Genomic DNA, 25,230 nt, shown 5'->3' on the forward strand with positions numbered 1-25,230 from the left:
TTACAAAATAATATGGAATTGTAAACCAATCTTATGTTAAATTTCAATACCAATCTTAAGTAGATTTTTTCTTATATCCTTCTGTAAATCAATTGATTTTGCAAAATAACTTTTTAAATTCTCGCTAATGATAGCTACTTTTTCTTCATAAGCTACACCATCGTCTTCCACATCTTCAGTTCCTACATATCTGCCAGGTGTCAATACAAAGTTGTTTGCTTCCACTTCAGCTAATGAAGCTGACTTGCAAAAGCCCTGTAAGTCTTCATACTTACCATCTTTGTTTCTCCAGTTGTGGTAGGCTTCTGCTATTTTTTTTATATCATCTTCAGAAAATGCTTTATTCTTACGACTGGTCATGTGTCCTAACTTACGTGCATCTATGAATAAGATTTCATTGCTTCGGTTTCTGTATTTATAGTTAGTCCTGTTACGGGCTAAGAACCATAAGCAGGCAGGTATTTGTGTATTATAAAATAACTGGGTAGGTAATGCCACCATGCAGTCTACCAGTCCTTCCTTTATCATCTGCTCTCTGATTAGATTCTCAGAGCCAGCATTGGTAGTCATGGAACCATTAGCTAAAACAATACCTGCTGTTCCATTGGGGCCCAATTTGTTGGTGAATAGCTGCAACCAGGCATAGTTGGCATTTCCAATAGGAGGAACTCCGTATTTCCAGAGGTGGCTGTCTTGCAGTTGCTCACCACCCCAGTCTGAGATGTTGAACGGAGGATTCGCCAGGATATAATCAGCTTTCAGGTCTTTATGCCTGTCGTTATGGAAGGTGTCTCCAAACTCTATTTTGGCATCAATACCTCGGATGGCTAAGTTCATTTTAGCCAGCTTGTAGGTGGTCGGGTTGCTTTCCTGTCCGTATACGGCAATGTCACCTATCTTGCCTCCATGAGCCTCTAAGAACTTCTCACTTTGTACAAACATACCACCACTGCCACAGCATCCATCATATATACGACCATTGTAAGGTTCCAGCATTTCCACCAGAAGCTTAACGATGCTTTCAGGTGTATAGAACTGTCCACCACGTTTACCTTCTGCATCTGCAAACATACCTAAGAAGTATTCATACACTCTGCCTAAAAGGTCTTTGCTGCTATGTCCTTTTTCTTTGAAACCAACGTTTCCGATAAGATCTAACAGTTCCCCCAGGCGTTTCTTATCCAAGGCAGGCCTGGCGTAATCTTTGGGCAAAACCCCTTTAAGGGAAGGGTTATCCCTTTCGATGGCATCCATAGCATCATCCAGATCTTTGCCAATGCTAGGCAGCTTGGCCCTTTGGTGTTGCAGGTAGTTCCATCTGGCGGAAGGTGGCACGTAGAACACGTTTTCAGCCAGGTATTCATCCTTATCCTCTGCATTGGATAGCTTATCTTCTTTGAGTTTATTGTAGAGTTCTACGAAGCTGTCGGAGATGTATTTCAGGAAGATCAAGCCCAGTACAACATGCTTATATTCAGCAGCATCCATGTTGTTTCGCATCTTATCAGCCGTAGCCCAGAGTGTTTTTTCGAGGTCTTGAGTCATCCGTTTTATAGTTGAGTTTTCCAAATATAAGGAATCGGGGGCATATTTCTACGCATAATAAATGTAACAGCCAGATTGGTTACTTCGAAGATCCTTATAGCTTAAGTAATATATTAATAAAGAATACCTGATCGGATGCCAAAGGCTTGAAGTTTCTTCCGTATGTGATGAGATACTATTTGTCTTATTTACACAAATAAAACTTCCATTCAACATTCCATAAATATGACATAAATCATACTTTATTTACCGGTTTTATGATTCTGCGCATAAGAAACTTATGTCCGTCATGCTAATATTGTACTATTAAGTTTTAACCGAAAATCTATTTTTATGAAAAGAAATGTAGTTATAGCAGTGGCCGTCTTTATATCGGCGCTATTGACAGGATGTAAATCCTCCGGAACGTCAGAGCAGGCAGACGCTTCCTCTGAGGGTGCTGCCACAGAGGCTGTCGGCCAATCCGGTGTACAGGATGATGTATCGAATCCTAATATTGTACAGGTAGCTGTTGGAAGCAAGGATCATTCCACTTTGGTTACTGCCGTGAAAGCGGCAGGGTTAGTAGATGCACTCAGCAATGCAGGTCCGTTTACGGTTTTTGCACCTACGAATGCAGCTTTTGACAAATTGCCTAAAGGTACTGTCGAAGGGTTGTTAGAGCCTGATAAAAAAGATGATTTGAAAGGTATATTAGAGTATCATACATACGTCGGATCTTTAAAGGCGGAATACTTGCAGGACGGTCAATCCTTCGAGCAGGTAAGCGGACAAAAAGTTACCATATCTAAAAAAGATGGTAAGACCTTTGTAAACGGAACTGCAGAGATTGTGGCATCTATCCCAACCGCTAACGGTATGATACATGTGATTAACGAGGTCTTGCTGCCCCCTGCTCAATAATTTTTTATCTATTTGGTTTAATAAAGATTGAAGCGGGAGTTTTTCTTCCCGCTTTTATTTTAAAAGATATATCAGCATACTCCATGAGTATATGTGACAGGTTTTCTGCTGCATTAAAGTATCAAGAATTTTAACTTAAATCTAATTAATTATGTTATCAAAAAGTCAAGCACGGTTGTTTTTCCTGGGAGGAACCATCGTAACATTTCTAGTCTTTATCGGATTATCCTGGCATTCGTTAAGTGTCGAGGTTCCGAAGAAAACGCACCCCGAGAATCTAACAGCTCAGGTGATAAAAGGTAAGCAGTTGTGGGAAAACAACAACTGTATGGGATGCCATACGATAATGGGTGAAGGTGCCTATTATGCACCGGAACTGACAAAGGTCGTAGAACGTAGAGGAGAAGGCTACATAAAGGCAGCACTCATGTCGAAAACACCGTGGTCACCACGAGGCAGAAAGATGGTGGCGTATGGTTTCTCCGAAGCGGACGCCAATGACCTGGTTGCATTCCTCACCTGGATTGGCAATACGGACCTGAACGGGTTTCCGCCGAAACCGGATTATAAATCAACAACCAATCCGAAATAAAAATAATAACATGGAATATCAGGGCAGTTCAACTTACCATGATGAATGCATAATGGATAAACCGTGTACACCATTTATAAACAATAAATAAGATCATATGAAATATAAATCACAAAAACTGGCGTATTGGTTCTTTGCACTATCAATGCTGCTGCTGTCGTTACAGATTATCTACGGGTTTATCATGGCGTTTGCCCATATGGGATACGATAACCTGCATCCCGTCATTGCTTTCAATACCGCCAGAGCGGTACATACCAACTTGCTGGTGGTATGGTTACTATCCGGCTTTATGGGCGCAGCCTATTATATCATTCCGGAAGAAGCGGAGCATGAACTGGTCAACGTGAAACTGGGTTTTGTACAACTGATATCCCTTGCGGTAGTAGGTGTGATTGCAGTTGTAGGGTATCATTTTAATTACTGGGAAGGCAGAAAATTTCTGGAAATTCCAAGACCGTTAGACTACCTGGTGGTAATCAATGTGCTTACCTTTTTAGGGTTGATACTGATGACCCTGTTTAAAGGAAAGAAAAGAACAACGACTTCATTGGTTCTCACGATGGGGTTGGTCTTTGCAGCATTGCTGTATCTGCCGGGCATGATTTGGTTTGATAACCAAACGATGGATTCTTTTTTCCGCTGGTGGGTGGTGCATCTTTGGGTGGAAGGTGTTTGGGAATTAATCATGGGAGGTATTCTTGCGTTCCTGTTGATTAAAATTACAGGCGTGGACAGAGAGGTAATTGAAAAATGGCTGTATGTGATTGTTGGGTTGACATTTATTTCCGGGGTATTAGGCACTGGTCACCATTACTATTATATCGGAACACCGAAATACTGGTTGATTATCGGCGGGATTTTTTCCGCGATGGAACCACTGGCTTTTCTGGCTATGGCCTTGTTTGCCATCGCCATGTACCGGAAAGGAGAGAAAAAACATCCGAATAAAATCGCACTGAGCTGGACACTGGGCACTGCTATCGTATCTTTTGTGGGTGCGGGATTACTGGGACTGGCACATACGCTGCCGGGGGTAAATATGTATACGCACGGAACGCTGGTAACGGCTATGCACGGACACCTTGCATTCTGGGGTGCATACGGAATGATTGTTCTGGCCATCATCAGCTATACCATGCCCAATATGACCGGCAGAAAATTATTTGACAGCAATACCGGTGTACTGGCATTCTGGCTTTCCAACATCGGCATGCTTGGCATGACCGTCGCATTTGGTGTGGCAGGCGTGGCGCAGGTTTATCTGGAACGGAAAATGGGATTGGATTTCGGAGATGTCCAGAAAGAGATACAGGTACATTTTGTCGTGCTGGCAGTTTGTGCCACCCTATTTACAACCGGCATCGGTTTATTCATCTATGAGTTCATCAAATACGGCAGACCGACGGATGAAGCGTTGGAGGTAACGAACTGATGTATCCGTAACGGAAATTTTCTTATCAGGTATTTTGTTTTTTTGGAATAAGATACCTGATATTTATTTAAAACATAAAATAATGAACATTACAGCACCCTATTATCACCCGATTGCAAAAGAGGTGGAGGTCTTTGAGCAATGCTATAAAAATAAAATACCCGTTTTGCTGAAAGGACCTACCGGTACGGGCAAGTCCAGGTTTATTGAGTTTATGGCTTTCCATTTGTCGAAGAATCTCATTACCATCAGTTGTCATGAAGAGACGTCTTCCACCGATTTAATCGGACGGTTCATCATAAAAGGAGCTGAGACCATCTGGCTGGACGGTCCCCTGACAACGGCCGTGAAAGAAGGCGCCGTCATCTATCTGGATGAAATCGCGGAAGCCCGCCCGGATGTTATCGTGGCGATACATTCGCTGACCGACCACAGACGGGAACTGTTTATTGATAAATTGGGCCAGACGGTTAAAGCGCACGAAGACTTTATGCTCGTAGCCTCCTTTAATCCGGGATACCAGCGAGGATTTAAGGAGCTGAAACCTTCGACACGACAACGTTTTGCCGCTCTTTCTTTTATTTATCCTGTTGCCAAAATTGAAACGGAAATAATCGTGAATGAAACATCTCTCGATGAAACGACAGCGAATCAACTGGTCAGCATTGGCAATAAAATCAGGAACCTGAAAGAACTGGGATTGACAGAGACGGTATCCACCCGACTGCTGATTGATGCCGCGAAACTGATTCACAGCGGCCTTCCGAAACGGCTGGCAGTGAGGGTGGCAGTTGTGGAACCACTTACGGATGACAATGATATACTGGAAGCATTGGCTGACCTGAGCAATCTGATGATTTAATATTCGTCCATGGAACTCGATGAATATCTATACGGGAAATTTGTAAAGTATTTTCAAAATAAAAAGAAAATATCCGCTGAAATTCAGAATAGAACCGCTGTGCTGGAAGAGCTGAAACCCAGGCTGACCATACTGGCCTGTGCCACCACCGGAGCGCATATAGAAATCTATGCTGCGGAAAGAGAGGGAGGCTATAAGAACAATAATTTTTTTCTGCCGGTTTCCTTTTCAAAGTTGGAGTCTCTGGAACAGAATATTTCTTACTATTTTTTCCGGGTATTGTATCTTACCATTCAAAGGAAATTAGGATTCAACTGGAGTCATTGCGATGTTTTTTCGCCCGAAGAATCTGTTCTCAAGGCAGCGGAACATGCCGATCAGGTATTGTCGGTCTTGTTTCAGGAATATCCGGTTACGAGGTCCATGTATGATAAATTTAAAGAAAGGCTAACTGCGGAAACGCCGGGAAACTCTGTGCCGGATTATTCGTGGTTATATGGAAAGTGGATGAAGAATGAACAGGAAGACACAGGGGATAAGCAATTGAAAAACTTTACCGATAAAATTAAGTCCGCAGCGGAAAATAATACCCAAACCATACTGAAGGCGAAGCCGGTGGAAGAAGTCGTCAGCATCGAAATTGATCAGAAACAACAGGAAGATTATGTGCTGACACACAATTTTGAAAAGGTGGAAACAGCCGAGGAATTCAGCGGTGTGTGGAGGGACTTTGACGGCGAGGATGAACTGGAAGAACATCAGGATGCACTGGATGAACTCAATATGAAATATACGGTCAGAACGGATGATACTTCACATAGCGTTTATCAGTCCGATTTTGTGGAGAACACCACGGTATCAGAGAGTGGCGAAGTAAGTACAAACGCTTTCTTTATTTCTTATGACGAATGGGACTTCAGCAAACGGGCATATAAAAAGGAGTTTTGCAAGTTGTATCCCAAAAGACTACGGGAGACCAATGTCACTTACTATAATAATACCATAACACAAAATACAAGCGTTTTAACGGGTTTGCGAAAAATGCTGACCAACATCAACAATAAAATGCAGCAGCAAAAAAGGCAAACGCAGGGCAATGAATTTGACACAGACAGTGTCACCGATTTGTTTGTGGATGTTCATACAGGGCACACACCTTCTGAGAATATCTATATTTCCAACAGAAAAAAAGAGAAAGATATATCTTTGTTATTGCTGCTGGATATCAGTCTGTCCAGTGACGGATATGTGAACGGAAACAGAATCATTGATGTAGAAAAACAGGTGGCTATCTTATTCGGTGAAATCATTCAGGAGTTTAACATCGATTTTGCCATTGATTGCTTCTATTCCAAGACCCGCAATTATTCCACATATCTTACGGTTAAAGGATTTGAGGATGATTGGAATAAGGCAAAATACAGAATTGGAGACATCACTCCAAGCGGATTTACCCGGATCGGCACAGCCTTGCGTCATTCCGGGGCATTGCTCAACAACCGGCCTTCCAGGAATAAATGGATTATCCTTATATCGGATGGAAAGCCCAATGATTACGACAAATACGAAGGCAAATATGGCATCCGGGATGTGCGGCAGGCATTGCATGAATTAAAACAGAACAACATAAATTCATATGCACTGGCTATCGAAGCCTCCGCCAAATATTACCTTCCGCAAATGTTCGGGCAGAATCATTATCAGATAGTGTCGTCTCCAACGGATCTGGTGACATCACTGGTCAGATTGTATGAAAAGATTAAGTATCAGACTTAAATCAGAAATGATACAGGCTGTCGGGCAAAAGGGACTATAATTTTATTGCTTTCTATTCACCCGCATACATGGCTTCGATCGCAGTGCTGTATTTTTCCGAAATGAACTTACGTTTCGGCTTCATCGTTGGTGTTAATTCACCTGTTTCTACCGTCCAGTCTACCGGCAGCAGGGTGAATTTTTTTATCTGCTCCCAATGTCCGAAGAATGCATTGAATTTTTTGATTTCTTTGTGAATCAGCTCATGTATTTTTGAGTCTCTTACGAATTCTTCATTGCTGGATGCGGTAATTCCGTTTTTTATCGCCCAGACCGCCAGTTGCGGAAAGGACGGAACAATCAACGCGGAGACGAATTTCTTATCGTCACCGCCCACTACCATAATCTGCTCTATAAAAGTGCTCTCTTTTAATTTGTTTTCTATCACCTGCGGAGCTACATATTTTCCGCCGGCGGTTTTAAACAATTCTTTCTTGCGGTCGGTTATTTTTAAAAACTGATTGCCGTTTTGTTCTACCCACGTCCCGATATCGCCGGTATGAAACCAGCCATCGGAATCAATGACTTCAGCCGTCAGATCAGGACGCTTGTAATAACCCTTCATGATGTTCGGGCCTTTCGCAATGATTTCACCATCCTCTGCCATACGTATTTCAACACCGGGAATGGGAATACCTACGGTACCGACACAACGTTTGGATTCTTCCACCTGATTGCAACACAAAACAGGAGATGTTTCTGTCAGCCCATATCCCTCCAGCACATTGATGCCGGCTGCGGTAAATAGGGTAATCAGACGTGGCTGCATGGCGGCGGCACCCGTAATAATGAAATGTACATTTCCGCCAAGGGCCTCCTGCCATTTGCTGAATACCAGCTTTCGGGCGATAGCGAGTTGCCGATTATACCACCAGCCTTTGTCTTTTCCTATTTCATACTGAGCGCCCAGATCCATTGCCCAGTCGAATAATTTTCGTTTTAAACCCGTTAAGGCAGCGCCTTTCGCCATGATCTTTTCATACACCTTTTCCAGCAAACGTGGCACGGTGGTAAAACAATAGGGTTTTACTTCCTGCAGGTTATCTGCGATGGTTTCCAGACTTTCGGCATAGTGGATATGAATGCCGAAAGAAAGATAGGCATAGCATACCATCCGTTCAAAACTATGGCACAACGGTAAAAAGCTAAGTGCCTTTTCGCCGTAGCCGAATGGTGTCACTTCCTTAACGCTCCTTACATTTGAAACGATGTTTTTGTGCGTGAGCATTACACCCTTCGGGTTTCCTGTAGTTCCGGAAGTATAGATGATGGTTGCCAGTTCCTCTTCATGGATGTCTTCTTTTTTGAAATCTATCACTTCCTTATGCGGCTCTTCCGGTAAGACATCCCAGAAAAAATCGGTATCCTTGTTTTTATCAAAGGAATAAATGCCTTTCAATGAAGGACATTTTATCAGTAAAGGTTTTACTTTCTGAAAAATGGATTGGTCGCCGATAAAGGCATATTTAATTTCTGCGTCATTAAATATATATTCATAATCATTTTCGGAGATGGTCGGATACATCGGTACTACGGTTACCCCGATTTGCTGTGCGCCGAAATCAGTAAAGTTCCACTCAGGCCTGTTTACGGAAATAATGGCAATCTTATCCTCTTTATTCAGTCCGAGGTTCAGCAGTAACTGGCTAACCCTGTCTGCCAGGAGTTGTACTTCTGAAAATGAATAATGTTTCCAGTTGCCGTCTGTCTTGGCCGAAAGGAATAAATTAGCAGGATTACTTTCTACCTGATTTGTCAGCAAATCAAAAAGACGTTTAGCTTCCATTTGGTTGATTTTTGATTATTAAATTACTTGATCAGCTTGCTGATAGCCTTGAATTCATCGGTTCCCGCTTCATCCAGCAGCTGGAACATTACCATCTCGGTGGAGACGATAAATGCACCTGCCTGCCTGAGCCGTTCCAGTGCAATTCCTTTATTATCGGCTGTCCTGGAAGAGACGGCATCCGCTATCACATGCACCTCAAAGCCCAGTTTGAGGGCGTCTAAAGCGGTTTTAAATACGCAGATATGCGACTCCACTCCGCAAAGCAATAAGGAGTTGGCATTCAGATGCTGTACTTGCATGGTTACAGGAGCAGACAGCATGCAGCTGAAACACATTTTTTCGATGATGTGTGCATTGGCGGGTAATTCCACTTCTTTGCTGGTATTACCCAATCCTTTTGGATATTGTTCTGTGATGATGACAGGAACCTTCAGCACTTCCATACCTTTTATCAGCCGATTGACATTCGCAATCACCTGTTCGCTGTTGTCAATCACCGGCATCAGTCTTTCCTGCACGTCAACGACCAGTAACGCCGTATTTTCTCTTTTTAATAATCCAAGTGAAGTCATATCATGCTATCATTTTATTACATGGAGATAGAACCTTTTCTGAAATCAGATTTTCCGATAATGGCATTAATGATATAGGGCACACCATTTCTGCTTTTTTCTTTAGCATCACCGGCTGCCCATAAGAATGTTTTCATGTTGTCTACCCGTACACCTTCCGCACCGAAGGCCTTACCAATCATCTCATAATCGGAATGTTCCAGCCGGACGGCGCAGTCACTTTTTAGAAAATCCACCTGGTCGCGGGCTATCTGCGCCCAGCAGGCGTCGTTTCCAATCAATGAAATAACGGGCAGTTTATGGCGTACAAACGTATCATATTCCATCAGGCTGTACCCTGCGCTGCCGTCGCCGTATATGATCCAGACGTCTTTTTTGGGGAAGACTAATTTGGCACCTAATGCAAATCCTGCGCCAACACCCAATGTGCCAAATACACCGGGATCTAACCAGGATAACGGCGACCGGGGTTTCAGGGTATAAGCGGATGTTGCGACAAAATCGCCGCCATCCGCCACTAAGATGGTATTATCATCCAATAACGGATCGAGTTCACGGAATAACTGAATCGGGTTCATCCCGTTCATAGGTGCAGCAGCCTGCTCATCAATGCTTTTTTCCCGTTCATTATCTCTGTCGCGCAATTTTTGTATCCATTCGGGATAATTACCCTTAAATTTTTTAGCCAGTTCTATCAGAAAATCCTGCGGATCTCCCAAAACACCAATCGTCGGGCGTTTGTTCTTGTTCAGATCTTCCCGACTTCGGTTAATGGAAATAAAAGGACGGTGCCCGATGTGATTGCCGTAATCCAGGCGGAAATCATTTGGGACACCTGCCAGTATAATCAGATCTGCTTCTTTGATGGCTTCTTTGCGTTTGTGCCGGAGCTGCAGATTATTTTCCTTACCCAATAAACCCCTTCCCATACCGCTGAGGTAAACCGGGATGCCTAATGTGGTAACGGCGTTCGCCAGCTCATTTGCTTTTCTGGGATTCATCATGGCCCCGCTGCCCACCAGCATCACCGGCATTTTGGCTTTCTTTATTTTCGATGTAACTCTGTCAAGATCGTAATAACTGTGTTTCGGATAGGAAACAGGCTCCGGTCTGTTGAATTGTACAGCATCTTTTCCCTCAAATAATTTTCTTGCATGCCGGTTGATATACCATTGAATTACGCGTTCCTGCAGATTTTTAGGTGGTACATCTTGGCTCTTTGCGCCATACCATTCCCTCACCAGTTCTTCATTGTAAAGGGTGTCAATCGGGCATTCCACAAAGACAGGACCCGGAATACCGGATTGCGCCACGTCGAATGCTTTTTCCAAAGTGGGAATAATATCTTTCACTTTGGAGATGCTCACCGCCCACTTTACATTGGGTTTCATCAGGCTCATCTGGTCAATGTCCTGAAGAGAGCCTCTGCCTTTTAATATGGTGGCTGCTCCGCCGCCTAACAGTATGAGCGGTGATTGGGCAAGGAGCGCATTTTTAACGGCTGTAATGGTATTCGTTAATCCCGGGCCGGCCGTTACGGCAGCTACACCAGGAATGCCCGTTAAACGGGATACGGCATCTGCCGCGAATACGGCATTGGCTTCGTGGCGGGTATCTATCACCCGAATGCCCAGCCTTTCGGCGCTGACGAAAATAGGGGATATGTGTCCGCCGCAAAGGGTGAACAAAAATTTTACACCGTGATTTTGTAAAACCTTCGCAATAATTTCTCCGCCGTTCATGATATGGTATTTATTAAATTAAACATTTATCGGTGGTACAGAATTTCTCCGCTTCCACATCTTCCGAAAGATTCTTAAAGGTAATGGTTTTTATCTTTTTTATAGATGTTTCATATACCTCTTTTGTAATGGCTTCATACGGCATCTGTGCATACGCACCCAACTCCAGTTTGGGCAGAAAGCTGATGGCCTTCAAATCATATTTGAAATAATCGAGTACGGTTTTTATCTGGCTGCTTTCTTCCGGACGGAACGTGACGGTGCAGGATACCTGATTGTCAGACCAGTATTTCTGGAGGAAAACAGCCAAAGCCACCTGTTCCCAAATCGTTACATCTTTCAGGCTTTTTCCTTCATTGTGTACCGGAAATTCCACCACGGCGGAAGACGGATCCACCACATCATCCTCGATTTTAAAGCCTGCCTCCACCAGCGAAGGAATCAGGCTAGAGGATTTAGCTATGCGTACTCTGCGGATGTAATAGTCAAACTCCGGAAAATGGCAACCCGGGTTAACGCCGGCCAACAGGCTCACCGTGCCGCTTGGTTTCACACTGGTGGTCTTGATGCTTTTAGGAACACATAACCACGAAGAATAAATATCGTCCCAGCGCTGGATTTCCTTATAGCCTGTATCCAGCCATCCGCGGAGTGTTTCCAAAGAATGTTTTTCGATAAAATTGGTGATACCGGAAACGGATGTTCCGATTCGCCTGTTGCGTTTCTGCACCCGGTTGGTTTCATGCCAGGTTGTGTTCACCAATGTTGCCGTTTTTCCTAACAGATAGGCAAATTTCAACGTACGGATATAGTCTTCTTTCGATTCTGCACGGGAAGGGAATGTTTCCACCAGGCAGCACAATTCATACGACTCCAGTGTTTGTTCACCGCAGGGATTGGTGCCTTTGGCTTTCTTATCCTTAAAATCTGCAGGGTCACACATTCTGGAGAAATTCCGGATGTTATCCATGAACACATAACCCGGTTCCCCGTTGATGGCGGTTTGTCTGGCCACTTCTTCAAAATCTGAATGGATATCTACCAGTACGCTGTTGTTGGATGCCCAGCCCCAGGCTGCCCTGTGTGCCATCGTGCCTTCATAAGTGCTTTTTTCATTGTTCCAGCGATAGTCTTTTAATTTGCGGTATTCTGCATTGTTGATTTTACCCAGTGCAATCTGTGCCGTTCTTCGCACATTGCCGGCAACCACACATTGACCAATCATATTCATGATATCGGTAATGGCTGTAATTGTAATTGGTTTTCCGTCGAGGCTATTCAGTACTTCCCGGATTTGTTCATGCATCTTGATGAGCGGTGCAGGGCCGGAGGATGTGCCGCCGAAACCCCTTATCGGTAGCCCTGCAGAACGTATCTGTTCATAATTAAATGCTATTGTATTGGTTTTGTTGAACCCGAAATTCTTGGCAAAATAACTGAAGAGTAATTTTTCCAGACTCATGACCCACCCTTCACGGGAATCTGGAATAACGAATATGTCAGTATGCAGGCTATCCGGTTTGTTGACTTCTGTTTTTTTAGCACCTTCCACATCAAAACCTACTCCTACACCCACCATGCTCATATCCATCATAAACGCAAACGGTTTAATGGCCTCATCCAGCGATTTACCCATATTTTCTGTCGAGACGAAGGCACAGTTAAATAATGCCTGACCCACTCTCTTGTTGTGTATGATTTCGGTACCCAACGCCCATAACATTCTTCCGGGTGGTATGAACTTCATCTTGAATATGCGGTCGTACATTTCCTGCGCAGATTGCTGCGCTTTGCGGTTGTTCCATCCGAGTTCATTGTTTTGGATGTGTTCTTTCTGGAGGGTATAAGCGCCTTCCACGACACGCCTGACCGTTTCAAACCATTGTTCATTGGTTCCGTCCGCCTTGAGGCGAGAGTAGGTCCGGTAGTAAGTGAGCAAGCCTAAGCCGTTGTAGCCGAAATCGGGGGTAATATCCGCATATTGCTGGATGAAGTCTTCGTCTAATTTAAATTTTAGCATGGTTTTATTTTTTTGGGGTTTGGGAAATTTTATTGAACAGGTACGTTGAGAAAAGATTCCAATTCCACCGCTTTAGGAAATAAGATATTATTTTCCAGGTGAATGTGCAAGTGTAAATCGTTCTCAAATTCCTGTAACAGGTTATAGGTCACCCTGTAAGTGTTGCAGGCGTCGTCCGGCGGAGTATACTGATTGCTTAATCGGGCGATTGTCCTGAAACGTTCGCCTTCCACATCGTGTTCATGCATCATCATGCGAACGGGGTTCTCTACCGTTCCGAAATGCGGAGTAGCCAGGTTGTCATGTGTTTGTTTGGATTTCACCATTTTTCGGATATAAGGGAATAATACCAATTCTTCTTTCTTCATGTGAGCAGTAAGTGCGCCTGAACACTGATTGAAGTGTTCGTTGATTTCCAGCAGTTCCGGATGCCGGTCACCATGAACCCTGCATAATTTATGGAGGTACTGCTGCAGCATCGGGATGTGTTCTTCTACATAACGGTGGTGTTTCTTTTCGATATAATCCGCCAGCAAATCCAAGTCCCATGAGTTAAAATCAACGGAACCGGAATCATCCTGTTTTACTGCATTTTTTAATTCATGCATGAGGGCATTCATATCTATTTTTTTGTCGTCGCACACTTCTTTGATGCTCCGGTTGCCCTTGCAGCAAAAGTCTATCTTGTGTTTTTTGAATACGGAGGCGGTTCGGTAGTTCAGAGCCACCAGTTCTCCGATTTTATTTTCGTCAGTAATGTTCATGATAAATATTTTAATGTTTTTAAAAATCAAAATTTAAGGCAGGTCAGTCCCTCTTTCAACCCATTGGACATTTCCAGAATATTCGTATTCTCCAGCATTTCCCGTATATCTTTTTTGATATGTTTAAACTTATGATGAACGGGGCAGGGGTATTCTTCAGAGCAATCGTTTAATCCGAGAACACAAAGTTTATAGATATCATCACCGTCAATGGCCAATACGATATCGGACAGTTTCACCACTTTCATCTTCAAGACATCTGTTTCAAATCCACCCGAGGCACCTTTAGTGGAATAGATGATGTTGGTTTTGACCAGTTGCTGTAAAATTTTTGCGGTAAAAGCTTCCGGAGAATCAATCTCCCGGGCTATATCTTTCAGGCTTACACGTTGGTGCTCCTGAGACTGTTCAGCGATGTAGATGGTTGCCCGGATGGCGTATTCGCAAGCTTTGGAAAACATGGATTAAATTGTACTTAAATATACAAAATTTTTTATCTCGGATATTTTTATCCGAGATAAATTCCACACACACATGTTAGTATCTTGATAAAAAACCAAAAATTATTTTGAAAAGATGTTGTTTTGTAAAATGGTTGAAATCCTGACAGCCCGATTCTTAATAAGTTCTGCTTTTTCCCCTTCAAATAATTCATCCACGGATAGGTTAAAGAGCTTATTCCAGCGTTTAAAATGGCTTTTCTTAAGTGTGGATATCTTACTGAGATGATGGTGCAGGGTCATGGGGTTGCCTTCGTAGGCACCTGTAAAAAATACAATGTTTTCCCAGAAATCATACATGACGGGCAGGTGTTGCTTCCAGTTAACATGTACCGTGTCTGTAAAAAAATGACTGATTGATTTGTCAGCTTTTACTTTGTCATAAAATTTATTGACCAGCAATTCAATATCCTTCCTGTTTTTAATATCTTTCTTCATGGATATTAATTAAAATCTTCAATCAGTATTCGATGCGGTGGCATCCAAAAAAGCGTATATCTATAAATCTTTTTTTCTGAATTTGAGTACGGATAACCAAACGGGCACAATACACCAAAGCAACAATGTGGCAAATGCAATTGTCAAACCGGCAGAGGTGCCAAAAAAATCCTTAAAGACGGCTCCTGTGTAACCCATCAGGGCAGAGACATCGAGACGCAATAAGATTAAAATCCTTCCAAGGTCGATCGGATTAAAGGCTGTAATAGCCACGACTGCCTTTTCCAGGGGATAGTCTGCAAACTGGAACAGGATAAATAAAACCAATCCGTCGAACAATAATGCAAAATACAACCACAGCAGAATGGCAATTCCAATGCCTTTTGCCTTATCCCTGGTGTTCACAGCAGTAAGAAATGAAATGGCTACAAAAATAATGGTAATCAAACATCCGATACCCAGCATCATCAGGCCGGTGGGGGATGCCTCATACAGTAGGATGGGAATGCCGGTTCCGATAAAAAATGCCAATGTCATCGACCCGGCGAGACCGAAAAACAGGCTCATCCAGATGTTTTTCCGCTTGAGCGGCTGGCTGACCAGCAATTCAATGAACTCAGCACTGTTGTATATATATATGGTAGAAAAAATAACGGAAACTAACGGGACGATAAATAAAATCAGATTCAATAAACTTAACAATCCTTTTGCCGTGTTGTCTTCCAGGTTAAAAACACTCAAAGAGGTAATTAAAAGAAACAGCGTATAGAACAATACGATTTTATTCCTCAGGATATCAATAATCACAAATTTTATAATCTTCTTCAAGGTGCCGCATTTAACATGATATTGGCTATTGCCTTCGATAACTTTAATTCACCGGTATCACTTCTCAGCTCTTCTACCGTTTTTCGGAATTTTAATTTCCCTTCCTGCATGAAAATGATATGTGTTACCAAATCGTCCAGTTCGCTGAGGATATGAGAGGTGATTAAAATTAACTTCCCCTTTTCTTTTTCCCTGCTGATCTTTTCTTTTAAAAGTTCTGATGCCAGAGGGTCTAATCCTGCTGTAGGTTCGTCGAGTATAAGTACATCCGGATTGAACAGGAAAGCCAGCGATGCGCTTACTTTCTGCCTAGTACCGCCGGACAGCGTTCGCATACGTTTATCTTTAAGTTTGTCTAATCCGAATTCTAAATATAATTCTTCATCCTGTTGGGAGGTTTCGTCTTTTCGTATACTCTTCATCATGTCAAATACCTGACCGATGGTCATGTTTTCCGGATATCGTCCGATTTGCGGCATATAACCGATATGCCTGCGGTATTTCCAGTCGTGCGCTATGTTACTTTCATTGAACGAAATCGTGCCGCTGTCCGGAACCACCATTCCCAGAATGCTTTTTATCAGGGTGGTTTTGCCGCTTCCGTTAGGTCCGATCAATGCGATGCATTCTCCTTTATGACAGGTCACGGAGACATTATCCAAAGCGGTCAGTTTGCTGAATTTCTTTATCACATTGGATACGGTAATCATAGTGGCAGAGCTTTCATTAAAGGTGAATCGTCTTTCAGGTTTTCCGGCGTGATGCTCGGTATTATTTTTTCCGTCTTGTCCAGGATGGTGACCATGAAACTGCGGAACAGCATCATAGCCGGCGGCATCTTTTCCAGTATCATGGAAAATAAGCTGACTGGCCTGAAGGGTATATCGCCGAGCTTGTCTTTATTCAGATCATATCCTTCATATTTATCCCAATAATTGTTATTGAAGGTATTCAGCACCAATGAACCGTTTGTACCTACATCAAACGTGTTGCTGATGAAATTATTTTCAGTAACGGTGATATCCATACAGCTGGCCTGTATTTTCATGGCCCAGCCGTTATTCCGGAACAGATTGTTCTCCATCTGAACGCGGCTGACACCTTCCATGAATATACCGCTGGTATTACGGATAAAACGGTTGCCTACCAGGTAGCTGTCTGAAATTTCCTTAAGCAATAATCCGTAAGCGGCATCGCCCCAGTTTTCTTCAAACAGGTTGTTAAACATTTTCACCCCGTGTGTGAACATGACGGCAACGCCCGCACCATTGTTTTTGAAGACATTGGTAATGTAAGCGTCATTGTTGGAAAACATAAAATGCAATCCGTAACGGATATTGTTGGTGGAAATATTTCTCCAGATGATGGAGTTGGTGACAAATTCAAAATAGATTCCATCCCGGTGGCCGCTTATTTTATTGCCGATAATCTGCAGGCTGTCACATTTCCAGGCGTGAATGCCGTTGCCGATCTGCTGTTCTTTGACGGCATATGACTGCAGGGTATTGTTCTTGATGATGCAGTTGGTTCCGTATTGTATATAGATGCCGAAAAACGTATCATCGAGTATGTTATTGATGATGGAAACGTGATGATTGTTATATATTTTTATGCCGGCAGGGTCTTCCAGGGTTCCCATTCCCGAATGTATGATCTTAAATCCGTCAATGGTCACATGATTCGATTTAACGGATATGATCTCATATTTGTCTTCACCGTCTAAAACAGGGTGGTTGATGCCTTTTAAACAGATGGCTTTATTGATAAGAAGGTTTTTTTCATGATAGATCCCTGCGTCAACCATTACCGTATCTCCGTCAGAAGACAGATCAATGGCCTGCTGTATGGTTTGCATTCCGTATTGCTTACCTACATGATAAGTATTGGCAAATACAGGAAATGAAGACAACAGCAATATATTGCACAGCAGATTATACATGAATCCAGTTATTTTATAATATCGTCCCAAATCACACGCACCCCATTTTTTTCTGACATTATTTTTTTCAAACTGTCGATATTCTCAAAGGCAGCGATATTACCCCCCATCGGACTTCTGAAATCCTCGCTTTTTACCAGATGCGCCTCTGTAACCTTGATAAATTTATGCACACCGGAATAGTCGGCCAGATAGATATCTTTTACGCTTTGTTTTGCGTCTTTGTTTTCTTTCAGAAAGCCAATCACGCAATGTACATCATCAAAAAGATACACCTTTCCCTTTTGGGTAATGATTTCAGCGGGATAACGGGCATCGCTTATTGACATTTTACAGTAATGGCACTGGTCGATACCCAGTTTAACCGGCTTAGGCTGGGCAGAACAGGAAGTAAGAGCCGTAGTAAAAACGATAAAAAGAAGAACGGAAGAAACAGTGCTTTTTTTCCTGAATTTTTTCAGGACGCCAGTTTCAATGAATACAGCAACCAGCATACATATTCCGCTGGCAATAAAAAGCCAGCCGCCGTAAGAAGGCATTGAGAAGGCTCCGAAATTCAGCAATTGCTTGAATCCGATCAGCGGAGGCTGATAGGCCATGCCCGGAACGATGATGGCCGCATTCGGATCCAGGTTGTGCCCGTAATCATATTCCCATCGCCAGAAATCAATCATGGATAAAATACCGAAAAGGGCAAAAGCGGCCAACAGGACGAAAAGCAGTTTTTTTCTGGCTGCCAATGCCACAATCAGGGTGAAAAGTGCATAAACACCGATAATGTAGGGGAGTACTGTAAATTCAATAAAATCTTCGGCATGTAACGTTTTCATTCCGATGTAGTGGTTGAGGCCGTTTATGATGTCTACATTTCCGGCTAATTTATACGTATATATCAGCAGGTATAATCCTTCAGGATATTGAGGCGCATCCAGGTCAATCCGCCATAACGGTACAAAAATGGAAACGACCAGCATTGCTGCAGCAATCAGTATCAGCACTCTCGATGCACCGGACATTTTGTTGATGCTACTATTTTTCATGAATGTAGAATTTAAATTTAAACAGAAAATTAAAAGGAGCAGGAAATTTGATTATCTCTGCTCCTTTATTTATAAAAATAATTAGATCGTCTTATTTGGCAGCTTCAGGAGCAGATGCCGTTTTACCCACATGGAATGTAAGCGGTACATTGCTTCCTGCTGGAGAAACCCTGACATATCCCTGCATCTCCTGATGTAAGGCACTGCAGAAGTCTGTACAATACATAGGGAACATTCCCACTTTCTCCGGCACCCATTTCAGTGTCTGCGTTTCACCCGGCATGATCAGCAATTCAGCGTTGTTGGCACCTTTTACAGCAAATCCGTGCGGTACATCCCAGTCTTGTTCCAGGTTGGTGACGTGGAAGTAAACTTCATCACCCATTTTTACACCTTCAATATTATCCGGTGCAAAGTGGGAACGCACGGAAGTCATATAGACGTGAACTTTGTTTCCTTGTCTTACCACTTTAGATTCTCCCTCACCCTTTGTAGCGTATGGATGCTTGTTGTCTTCAATTTTAAAGATTTTCACCTGATTTTTGGTAATCAGGTCAGCAGATAAGGCTTGTGCGTAATGCGGTTCGCCAATGGTTGGGAAGTCTAAAATCAGCTGCATCTTTTCACCACTGATGTCATATAATTGTGCACTCTGAGCCAGCTCCGGTCCGGTTGGCAGATATCTGTCCTTGGTAATCTTGTTGTAGGCGATCAGGTATTTCGGGTTCGGTTTTCTGGTGTTTCCACCGGGTACACATAAGTGTCCTACAGAGTAGAATGTTGGTACGCGATCCACCACTTTCAAGTCTTTTATATTCCATTTCACCACTTCAGAAGAAACGAAGAATGAAGTATAGGCGTTTCCTTTTCCGTCAAATTCCGTATGCAGAGGTCCTAAGCCCGGTTTTTTGACTTCACCGTACAGGGCGGATTCATATTTGATGACAGGAATGCCTTCAAATTCTCCGTCGTAGGATTTATCTGCAATGGCTTTCTGGATCTTATCAAAACTGAAAACCGGAATCAGCGCTGCCAGTTTTCCGCTACCTACGATAAATTCACCTGTTGGGTCAACATCACATCCGTGCGGTGATTTTGGACAAGGAATGAAATAGCAGATATCCTTTAAAACAGAAGCATCCAGTACGGTTACTTCCGTCTTGATGGTGGAGGTAGCTGTATGGGTTTCATCGCTGTATACGTTATGAGCATATTTAACAGGAACTTTTGTGCCTTTTCCAGCTTTCAGGTATTCCTCAGCCTTTTTCCAGTTCACCGCCATGATAAAGTCTTTGTCTTTCTGGGAAGCATTCACTTCCAGCAGGGTATTTGCCTGTTCTGTGTTGTAACAGGAGAAGAAGAACCATCCGTGTGATTTCGCTCTGCCGCAGCGTGCAAGGTCAAAATTGACACCCGGTGTTTTAATCTGGAAGGCGATATTCATTCCGCCGTTCTCAGGATTGATGCTGACGAAGCTGATATGCCCTTTGAAGTTTTGTTTGTAGGAGCTGATTGCAACGTCTCCATTCGCATTGTCTGCAGGTACACTGAAGCGGGTACCAGCCACTATGTATTCTGAATTTTCTGTACCAAAAGGGGAACTGTGGTTACCGGCACTGTTGGGTAACTCAATAATCTCCGCTGTGCGGAAAGTTCTCAAATCAATACGCGCTAAACGGGGCGTGTTGTTAGCATTGCCAAATACCCACTTTCCGTTTATTTCTCCATTGGTTTGTGAAAGTTCCACATGGTGCAAATCATCCCAGGGAACAAAGCCATGAGACGTGTTTAACATGGGTTTGGTTTCTTCACTGTAACCCCAGCCTTTCTCAGGATCTACCGAGAAAACGGGGATTACACGAAGTAAACGTGCTGACGGCAATCCATATACAGACATTTGCCCGCTGAAACCACCGCTCACGAAGTTGTAGAACTCGTCATATTTTCCCGGTGCCACATAGGTTTTTTTTGCTGCGTCACCACTCACCGCACTTCCTACGTTTTTAGGTCTGCAGGCGGTCATGGACACCGCTGAAAAGACAGCGATGCAAACGACCAGTTTTAGATTTAACTTCTTCATTTTATATAATTTTTAAGGTGCATTTATTTTACTCCGTCATTTTTACGCATGAATTCAAGCAAATGTCTGGCATCATCATTTGTAAGACTTTGATTAGGCATTCTGACCAAACAGATTTCCAACTGTGCCTGTGCTGCAGGGTCTTTGTCTAACATTGCGTCAGTATTGGTAATGAAATTCATGATCCATTCTGGAGTGCGACGGGTAGTAACACCTTTCCAGCCCGGACCGACTAATTTTTCATCCGTCAGTTTATGACAGGAAGAACATTTTACATTAGATACCTTTTCCCCTTCTGTCGCCATGGCGGCATCCAGCGTTGCGCCTAGTTCCACTTTAGTAAATTTTCCTTCTCCTCTGTTCGGGTCATAAGAGGGATTCCCATTTTCGGTTGTAGTTGCCTGAGGCGTTTCAGTAGTCGTTTCGGCAGTGCTTTCGCCTCCTGAGTTGGAGTTACAACCGGCAAAAAATGCGGATATGGCTCCCATTGAAATGATAATAAGTAGCTTTCTCATAAAAAAAATATTTGTTGATTTATAGTGCAACATTACATGCATTTTTTGAAATAGTTTATGATTGCAATCATAATATCGTTTTAATTGAAAAGTTGCGCTTATAAAAATGAAAAACATGACTAAAATCATGTTTATAATGACATAAACATGCTGAAATATCGTCAGATAATCAGTAATTTTATCGAAAATGATTACTTGAAATGATGATAGATATTGACATATTACTGGCATCAGGCGCAAAATATAAGAAGGTGAGAAAAGGAGAATATCTTTTTCATGAAGGAGCTGTCTGTAACTATTACTTCCAGTTAGTGGAAGGAAGGGTGAGTTGGGTTAATTTCGATGATGAAGGGAAAATATTCATTCAGTCGATTTTAGAACCGGGTGAATGTTTTGGTGAATTGCCCCTGTTTGATGATGAACCCTATGCCGCTAACGCAGTTGCAGAGGTTGATTCTGTCATTATTCAGCTTCCTAAGCTATCCTTTTCACAGCTGCTTAGAAATAATTTTGATATTCAGGTTGCATTCAACAGGCTGTTAGCTCAAAGGGTAAGGTATAAGTTTTTTATACTGAAAGAAATAGCGTGCTGCAGTCCGGAACATAGGATCCTGACCTTACTGACGTACTTAAGTAAGAAGAATAATATAAATAATACGGAACATTTTGTGGTTAATTATACCAGACAGCAAATTGCCGGCATGACGGGACTGAGGGTGGAAACCGTAATACGCGTTATCCGGCATTTGCATGATCAGGGGAAATTAATGATAGATAAAGGAAAGATTATCATGCCAAATCATGATTACAATCATAAAATTTTCGCCTGAAAACAATTTCCTCTGCGGCAGAAAATTTTAAACACATACTGGTTTTTCAATGGATATAATTTTACGACGCTGGTTAAGAGTATCCTTATTGAATTTGCTGATAGTGGCTTCAATAGGTGTAGTACTGAGATATAAGATTGCTTTTTCACTTCCGTTTATTGACCAGAAATTCCTGTTGCACGGGCATTCCCATTTCGCTTTCTCCGGCTGGATAACCCAAACCCTGATGGTGTTGCTGGTGGCGTATTTGTCTAAACAAACACAGAAAAATAAATTTACAGAATATCGGGGGTTGTTGCTTGCGCATCTTGTAACGTCTTATGGAATGCTGGTTGCATTTCCGGTTCAGGGGTATGGCTTTGCCTCCATCGCCTTTTCCACGATTAGTATTTTCATCCTTTATTTCTTTGCCGTTAAATACTGGAAAGATTTAAACAGGCTTACCTCCAAAGGTATTGTGCATAATTGGTTTAAAGCGGCGTTTCTTTTTAATTTTCTGTCGTCTTTGGGAACGTTTGCATTGGCTTATATGATGGCCAATAAGATCATTCATCAGAACTGGTATCTGGGAGCGGTTTATTTCTTCTTGCATTTTCAGTATAACGGGTGGTTTTTCTTTGTCTGTATGGGATTGGTTTGTGGTCAGCTGTCTGTCAAATCTTTTCTCTCTCAAAAGCTAACAGTCGTCTTCTGGATGTTTGCCGCAGCCTGCATTCCTGCTTATTTTCTGTCGGCACTTTGGATGCCTATTCCTAATTGGGTGTATGTATTGGTTGTCGCCGCCGCTGCCGTTCAGTTCATCGCATGGGTATTGCTGTTTAATCTCGTCAGGCACCACTGGCATCTGATTAGTGAAAACCTGCCGGTCATCAGTAAATGGATATTAGGTTTATCCGCATTAGCCTTAACCGTAAAATTATTGTTGCAGTTAGGCTCTACGATTCCTGCATTAAGCCAGTTGGCATACGGCTTCCGTCCCATTGTCATAGCCTATCTGCATTTGGTGCTGTTGGGGGTAATCACGTTGTTTCTGTTAGGTTATATGTTCGGAACCGGAGTCCTGTCTATAACAAGACTGGCGGTAACGGGGTTGATTATTTTTGTGCTGGGAATAATGCTGAATGAAATCGTATTGATGATACAGGGGGTTGCAGCTATTAGTTATAACAGTATTCCTCATACCAATGAAATATTACTGGGTATTGCTCTGGTGATGTTTTCCGGAATCCTGTTGGTCAACTTATCCCAAATCAACGAATCACATTTATAAGAAAAGCTTCAAAACGGCAGAAGCCATTTTGAAGTTTTTGTTCTGAAAACGATGAATTATTATTCGGTGGTATCTTCTGTCGGTGCTTCAGGCGCATTCTTCTTGACACTCTCAATGCCATTATCTCTGGCTGCTTCACTCTCATATAATTCGCTGGTTCCTATGACTTGTCCGTTCCCTGCTTTCAGGTTAAAGTAAGGCTTGCCGTTCGTGGATACCTTGCGGTCATAACGCCCGTCGTCCGCTGCATTGGATTTGACGGAATTAATGCCGTTCAGGCAGGCAGGCTTGGTGGTATAGGCTTCACTGCGTAAAATTTCCTGGCCGTTGCCGGCTAACAGACGGAAAACAAACTGTCCGTCTTTTTGAGTTTTGATTACAAACTTTCCCATGAGATTAATTTTTATTAAAGGTAAAAAATTTTTGTTCTATTGAGCGAAGAATTTTACTATCCGTATTCGCCGTTGTTCACATCTTTAATGCTACCGAATCCTATTACATCATCCACCGCATCTTCATCCCGCAGTTCGGAAGCACGCTTGATGGTTTTCAGCCCGTATTTGTCTTTTATCTGATAGACGGTTTTTCGCAGCTTATTGTTTCTGATGTGTGAGTTGTCAAAAATGTTTAACTGAATTATCTCTTCATCGATAAAATCCTGTATCACTACACCTATGCTTGTTACATTGGGATTGATGATTTTTTCCGTCAGGTGGTTTCTTTGCCTGTACGCCTTCATCCTTTCCTCAAGAATATGGTATATTTCCATGCCGTCCTGCAAAGGTTGTTCAGTATGAAAATGATCGTCATAGCTGCTGCCGTCTTCATAACGTATATAAAACATAACATGTTTGCAGAAGAGTTGCTTCTTCATCATCCGTTTTTCCAATGTCAGGCACAGCATGCTCAAAATATCATACAGATTCTGTACGTCCTTCCGTTGTTCTTTAGACACCATTCTCATGGCAGACATGTTCTTGTATTCTTCCGTCGTTCGAAGGTCCACTTCCTGAAAATGCAGGCGGTGGTACCAGTACACACCGACAATGCTTTTGCAGGCGGCTTTCAGCTTTTCAGGGGTGGAATAACGAAGTTCGAGCGGTGTGTAGATGCCGGCTTTGTTCAGTCGGTTTTTCATACCTTTGGAAATCCCCGGGAAATCGGTTAGTTCCAGCTTTTTCAGCACGGAATCGATATTTTCCGGGTCAATCACCGTCAGGCCGTCCGGCTTTTGTATATCGGAAGCCAGTTTGGCCAGAAATGCGTTCGGCGCAATACCGATTGAGCACTTCAGCCAGTCGCCGACTTCCTCATTAATATCCCGTTTTATCTTCTTGGCCACTTCCACCACATCCGGGTAAATGTTTTTGTAGCTGGTTAAATCGACCACCGCTTCATCAATACTGCGCGGGATGACATCCTCCGAATACCGTTTCAGGATATTCATGATGCGGGCGTGGAAGGTGCGGTATTTATCGGGATTGGTTTCCAGCGGCACCAGGTCCGGGCAAAGCTTCATGGCATCATTTAAACGCACACCCAGCTTAATGCCTTTTTTCTTTGCCTCAATGGAGGGTGCAATCACACAACCGTATTTTCCCGTGTACACACAAACGGCCACCGGACGGCCCCGCAGCCAGTAATTAGTCTGCTGCTCACAGCTGGCAAAGAAACTGTTCATGTCAATAAAAAGGACACGCGCTTCCAGTTTGGTATGCAGGGAGTTTGGATTCACAGGTTTAAGTTAATAG

General features: G+C 42.9%; 23 protein-coding genes. 7 read left to right on the forward strand and 16 right to left on the reverse strand.

Annotation, left to right across the window (positions count from 1 at the left end):
* Positions 1-36: 36 nt before the first annotated feature.
* Positions 37-1,545 carry an SAM-dependent DNA methyltransferase gene (locus IPM95_09660; GenBank protein ID MBK9329554.1) on the reverse strand — a complete coding sequence of 503 codons (1,509 nt, stop codon included), beginning with the start codon at positions 1,543-1,545 and terminating at the stop codon, positions 37-39.
* A gap of 333 nt (positions 1,546-1,878) precedes the next feature.
* Between IPM95_09660 and IPM95_09665 the strand changes: the two genes are divergently transcribed.
* The 5 genes from IPM95_09665 to IPM95_09685 all read left to right on the forward strand — a co-directional run bounded on the left by IPM95_09665 (position 1,879) and on the right by IPM95_09685 (position 7,113).
* Positions 1,879-2,448, forward strand: coding sequence for a fasciclin domain-containing protein (locus IPM95_09665; protein MBK9329555.1), 570 nt, complete (start codon positions 1,879-1,881; stop codon positions 2,446-2,448).
* Positions 2,449-2,599: 151 nt separating this feature from the next.
* Positions 2,600-3,040, forward strand: a complete 441-nt coding sequence (locus tag IPM95_09670; protein ID MBK9329556.1) for a cytochrome c — start codon at positions 2,600-2,602, stop codon at positions 3,038-3,040.
* Positions 3,041-3,137: 97 nt separating this feature from the next.
* Complete coding sequence (locus tag IPM95_09675) at positions 3,138-4,475, forward strand: cbb3-type cytochrome c oxidase subunit I (protein ID MBK9329557.1); 1,338 nt, start codon at positions 3,138-3,140, stop codon at positions 4,473-4,475.
* Positions 4,476-4,557: 82 nt separating this feature from the next.
* Complete coding sequence (locus tag IPM95_09680; protein MBK9329558.1) at positions 4,558-5,337, forward strand: CbbQ/NirQ/NorQ/GpvN family protein; 780 nt, start codon at positions 4,558-4,560, stop codon at positions 5,335-5,337.
* Positions 5,338-5,346: 9 nt separating this feature from the next.
* Positions 5,347-7,113: a VWA domain-containing protein gene (locus IPM95_09685; GenBank protein ID MBK9329559.1), complete on the forward strand. Its 1,767-nt coding sequence runs from the start codon at positions 5,347-5,349 to the stop codon at positions 7,111-7,113.
* 52 nt (positions 7,114-7,165) lie between these two features.
* Here the strand turns inward: IPM95_09685 and IPM95_09690 are convergent, their stop codons facing one another.
* The 13 genes from IPM95_09690 to IPM95_09750 all read right to left on the reverse strand — a co-directional run bounded on the left by IPM95_09690 (position 7,166) and on the right by IPM95_09750 (position 21,379).
* Positions 7,166-8,938, reverse strand: coding sequence for a long-chain fatty acid--CoA ligase (locus IPM95_09690; protein ID MBK9329560.1), 1,773 nt, complete (start codon positions 8,936-8,938; stop codon positions 7,166-7,168).
* Positions 8,939-8,961: 23 nt separating this feature from the next.
* On the reverse strand, positions 8,962-9,513 hold the full coding sequence (locus IPM95_09695; GenBank protein MBK9329561.1) for a hydrolase: 552 nt from the start codon (positions 9,511-9,513) through the stop codon (positions 8,962-8,964).
* Positions 9,514-9,530: 17 nt separating this feature from the next.
* Positions 9,531-11,255: a thiamine pyrophosphate-binding protein gene (locus IPM95_09700; protein ID MBK9329562.1), complete on the reverse strand. Its 1,725-nt coding sequence runs from the start codon at positions 11,253-11,255 to the stop codon at positions 9,531-9,533.
* Between the two features lie 13 nt (positions 11,256-11,268).
* Positions 11,269-13,275, reverse strand: coding sequence for a fused protease/ribonucleoside-triphosphate reductase (locus tag IPM95_09705; protein ID MBK9329563.1), 2,007 nt, complete (start codon positions 13,273-13,275; stop codon positions 11,269-11,271).
* Between the two features lie 29 nt (positions 13,276-13,304).
* Positions 13,305-14,039 carry an iron-sulfur cluster repair di-iron protein gene (ric, locus tag IPM95_09710; GenBank protein MBK9329564.1) on the reverse strand — a complete coding sequence of 245 codons (735 nt, stop codon included), beginning with the start codon at positions 14,037-14,039 and terminating at the stop codon, positions 13,305-13,307.
* A 26-nt stretch (positions 14,040-14,065) separates the two neighbouring features.
* Positions 14,066-14,500: an Rrf2 family transcriptional regulator gene (locus IPM95_09715; protein MBK9329565.1), complete on the reverse strand. Its 435-nt coding sequence runs from the start codon at positions 14,498-14,500 to the stop codon at positions 14,066-14,068.
* A gap of 102 nt (positions 14,501-14,602) precedes the next feature.
* Positions 14,603-14,977, reverse strand: coding sequence for a group III truncated hemoglobin (locus IPM95_09720; GenBank protein ID MBK9329566.1), 375 nt, complete (start codon positions 14,975-14,977; stop codon positions 14,603-14,605).
* 60 nt (positions 14,978-15,037) lie between these two features.
* Complete coding sequence (locus tag IPM95_09725; GenBank protein ID MBK9329567.1) at positions 15,038-15,805, reverse strand: ABC transporter permease subunit; 768 nt, start codon at positions 15,803-15,805, stop codon at positions 15,038-15,040.
* Positions 15,802-16,515, reverse strand: coding sequence for an ABC transporter ATP-binding protein (locus IPM95_09730; GenBank protein MBK9329568.1), 714 nt, complete (start codon positions 16,513-16,515; stop codon positions 15,802-15,804). Before IPM95_09730 ends, IPM95_09725 begins: the two co-directional genes overlap by 4 nt.
* Positions 16,512-17,744 carry a nitrous oxide reductase family maturation protein NosD gene (locus IPM95_09735; protein ID MBK9329569.1) on the reverse strand — a complete coding sequence of 411 codons (1,233 nt, stop codon included), beginning with the start codon at positions 17,742-17,744 and terminating at the stop codon, positions 16,512-16,514. Before IPM95_09735 ends, IPM95_09730 begins: the two co-directional genes overlap by 4 nt.
* A gap of 8 nt (positions 17,745-17,752) precedes the next feature.
* Positions 17,753-18,784, reverse strand: a complete 1,032-nt coding sequence (locus tag IPM95_09740; GenBank protein MBK9329570.1) for a nitrous oxide reductase accessory protein NosL — start codon at positions 18,782-18,784, stop codon at positions 17,753-17,755.
* 91 nt (positions 18,785-18,875) lie between these two features.
* Positions 18,876-20,864 (reverse strand): Sec-dependent nitrous-oxide reductase, encoded by a 1,989-nt coding sequence (gene nosZ / locus IPM95_09745; GenBank protein ID MBK9329571.1) that lies wholly within the window; start codon positions 20,862-20,864, stop codon positions 18,876-18,878.
* Positions 20,865-20,887: 23 nt separating this feature from the next.
* Positions 20,888-21,379, reverse strand: a complete 492-nt coding sequence (locus IPM95_09750) for a cytochrome c (protein MBK9329572.1) — start codon at positions 21,377-21,379, stop codon at positions 20,888-20,890.
* 203 nt (positions 21,380-21,582) lie between these two features.
* On the opposite strand from IPM95_09750, the gene IPM95_09755 reads away from it, so the two are divergent.
* Positions 21,583-22,209, forward strand: coding sequence for a Crp/Fnr family transcriptional regulator (locus tag IPM95_09755; GenBank protein MBK9329573.1), 627 nt, complete (start codon positions 21,583-21,585; stop codon positions 22,207-22,209).
* Between the two features lie 49 nt (positions 22,210-22,258).
* Positions 22,259-23,479, forward strand: a complete 1,221-nt coding sequence (locus IPM95_09760) for a hypothetical protein (GenBank protein ID MBK9329574.1) — start codon at positions 22,259-22,261, stop codon at positions 23,477-23,479.
* A gap of 59 nt (positions 23,480-23,538) precedes the next feature.
* Here the strand turns inward: IPM95_09760 and IPM95_09765 are convergent, their stop codons facing one another.
* Together IPM95_09765 and IPM95_09770 are read right to left on the reverse strand one after the other, a co-directional pair.
* Complete coding sequence (locus IPM95_09765) at positions 23,539-23,871, reverse strand: YegP family protein (protein ID MBK9329575.1); 333 nt, start codon at positions 23,869-23,871, stop codon at positions 23,539-23,541.
* A 56-nt stretch (positions 23,872-23,927) separates the two neighbouring features.
* Positions 23,928-25,160 carry a DNA polymerase IV gene (locus IPM95_09770; GenBank protein ID MBK9329576.1) on the reverse strand — a complete coding sequence of 411 codons (1,233 nt, stop codon included), beginning with the start codon at positions 25,158-25,160 and terminating at the stop codon, positions 23,928-23,930.
* Positions 25,161-25,230 lie beyond the last annotated feature (70 nt).

The organism is Sphingobacteriales bacterium, assembly GCA_016719635.1.
Classification (GTDB): domain Bacteria; phylum Bacteroidota; class Bacteroidia; order Chitinophagales; family JADIYW01; genus JADJSS01.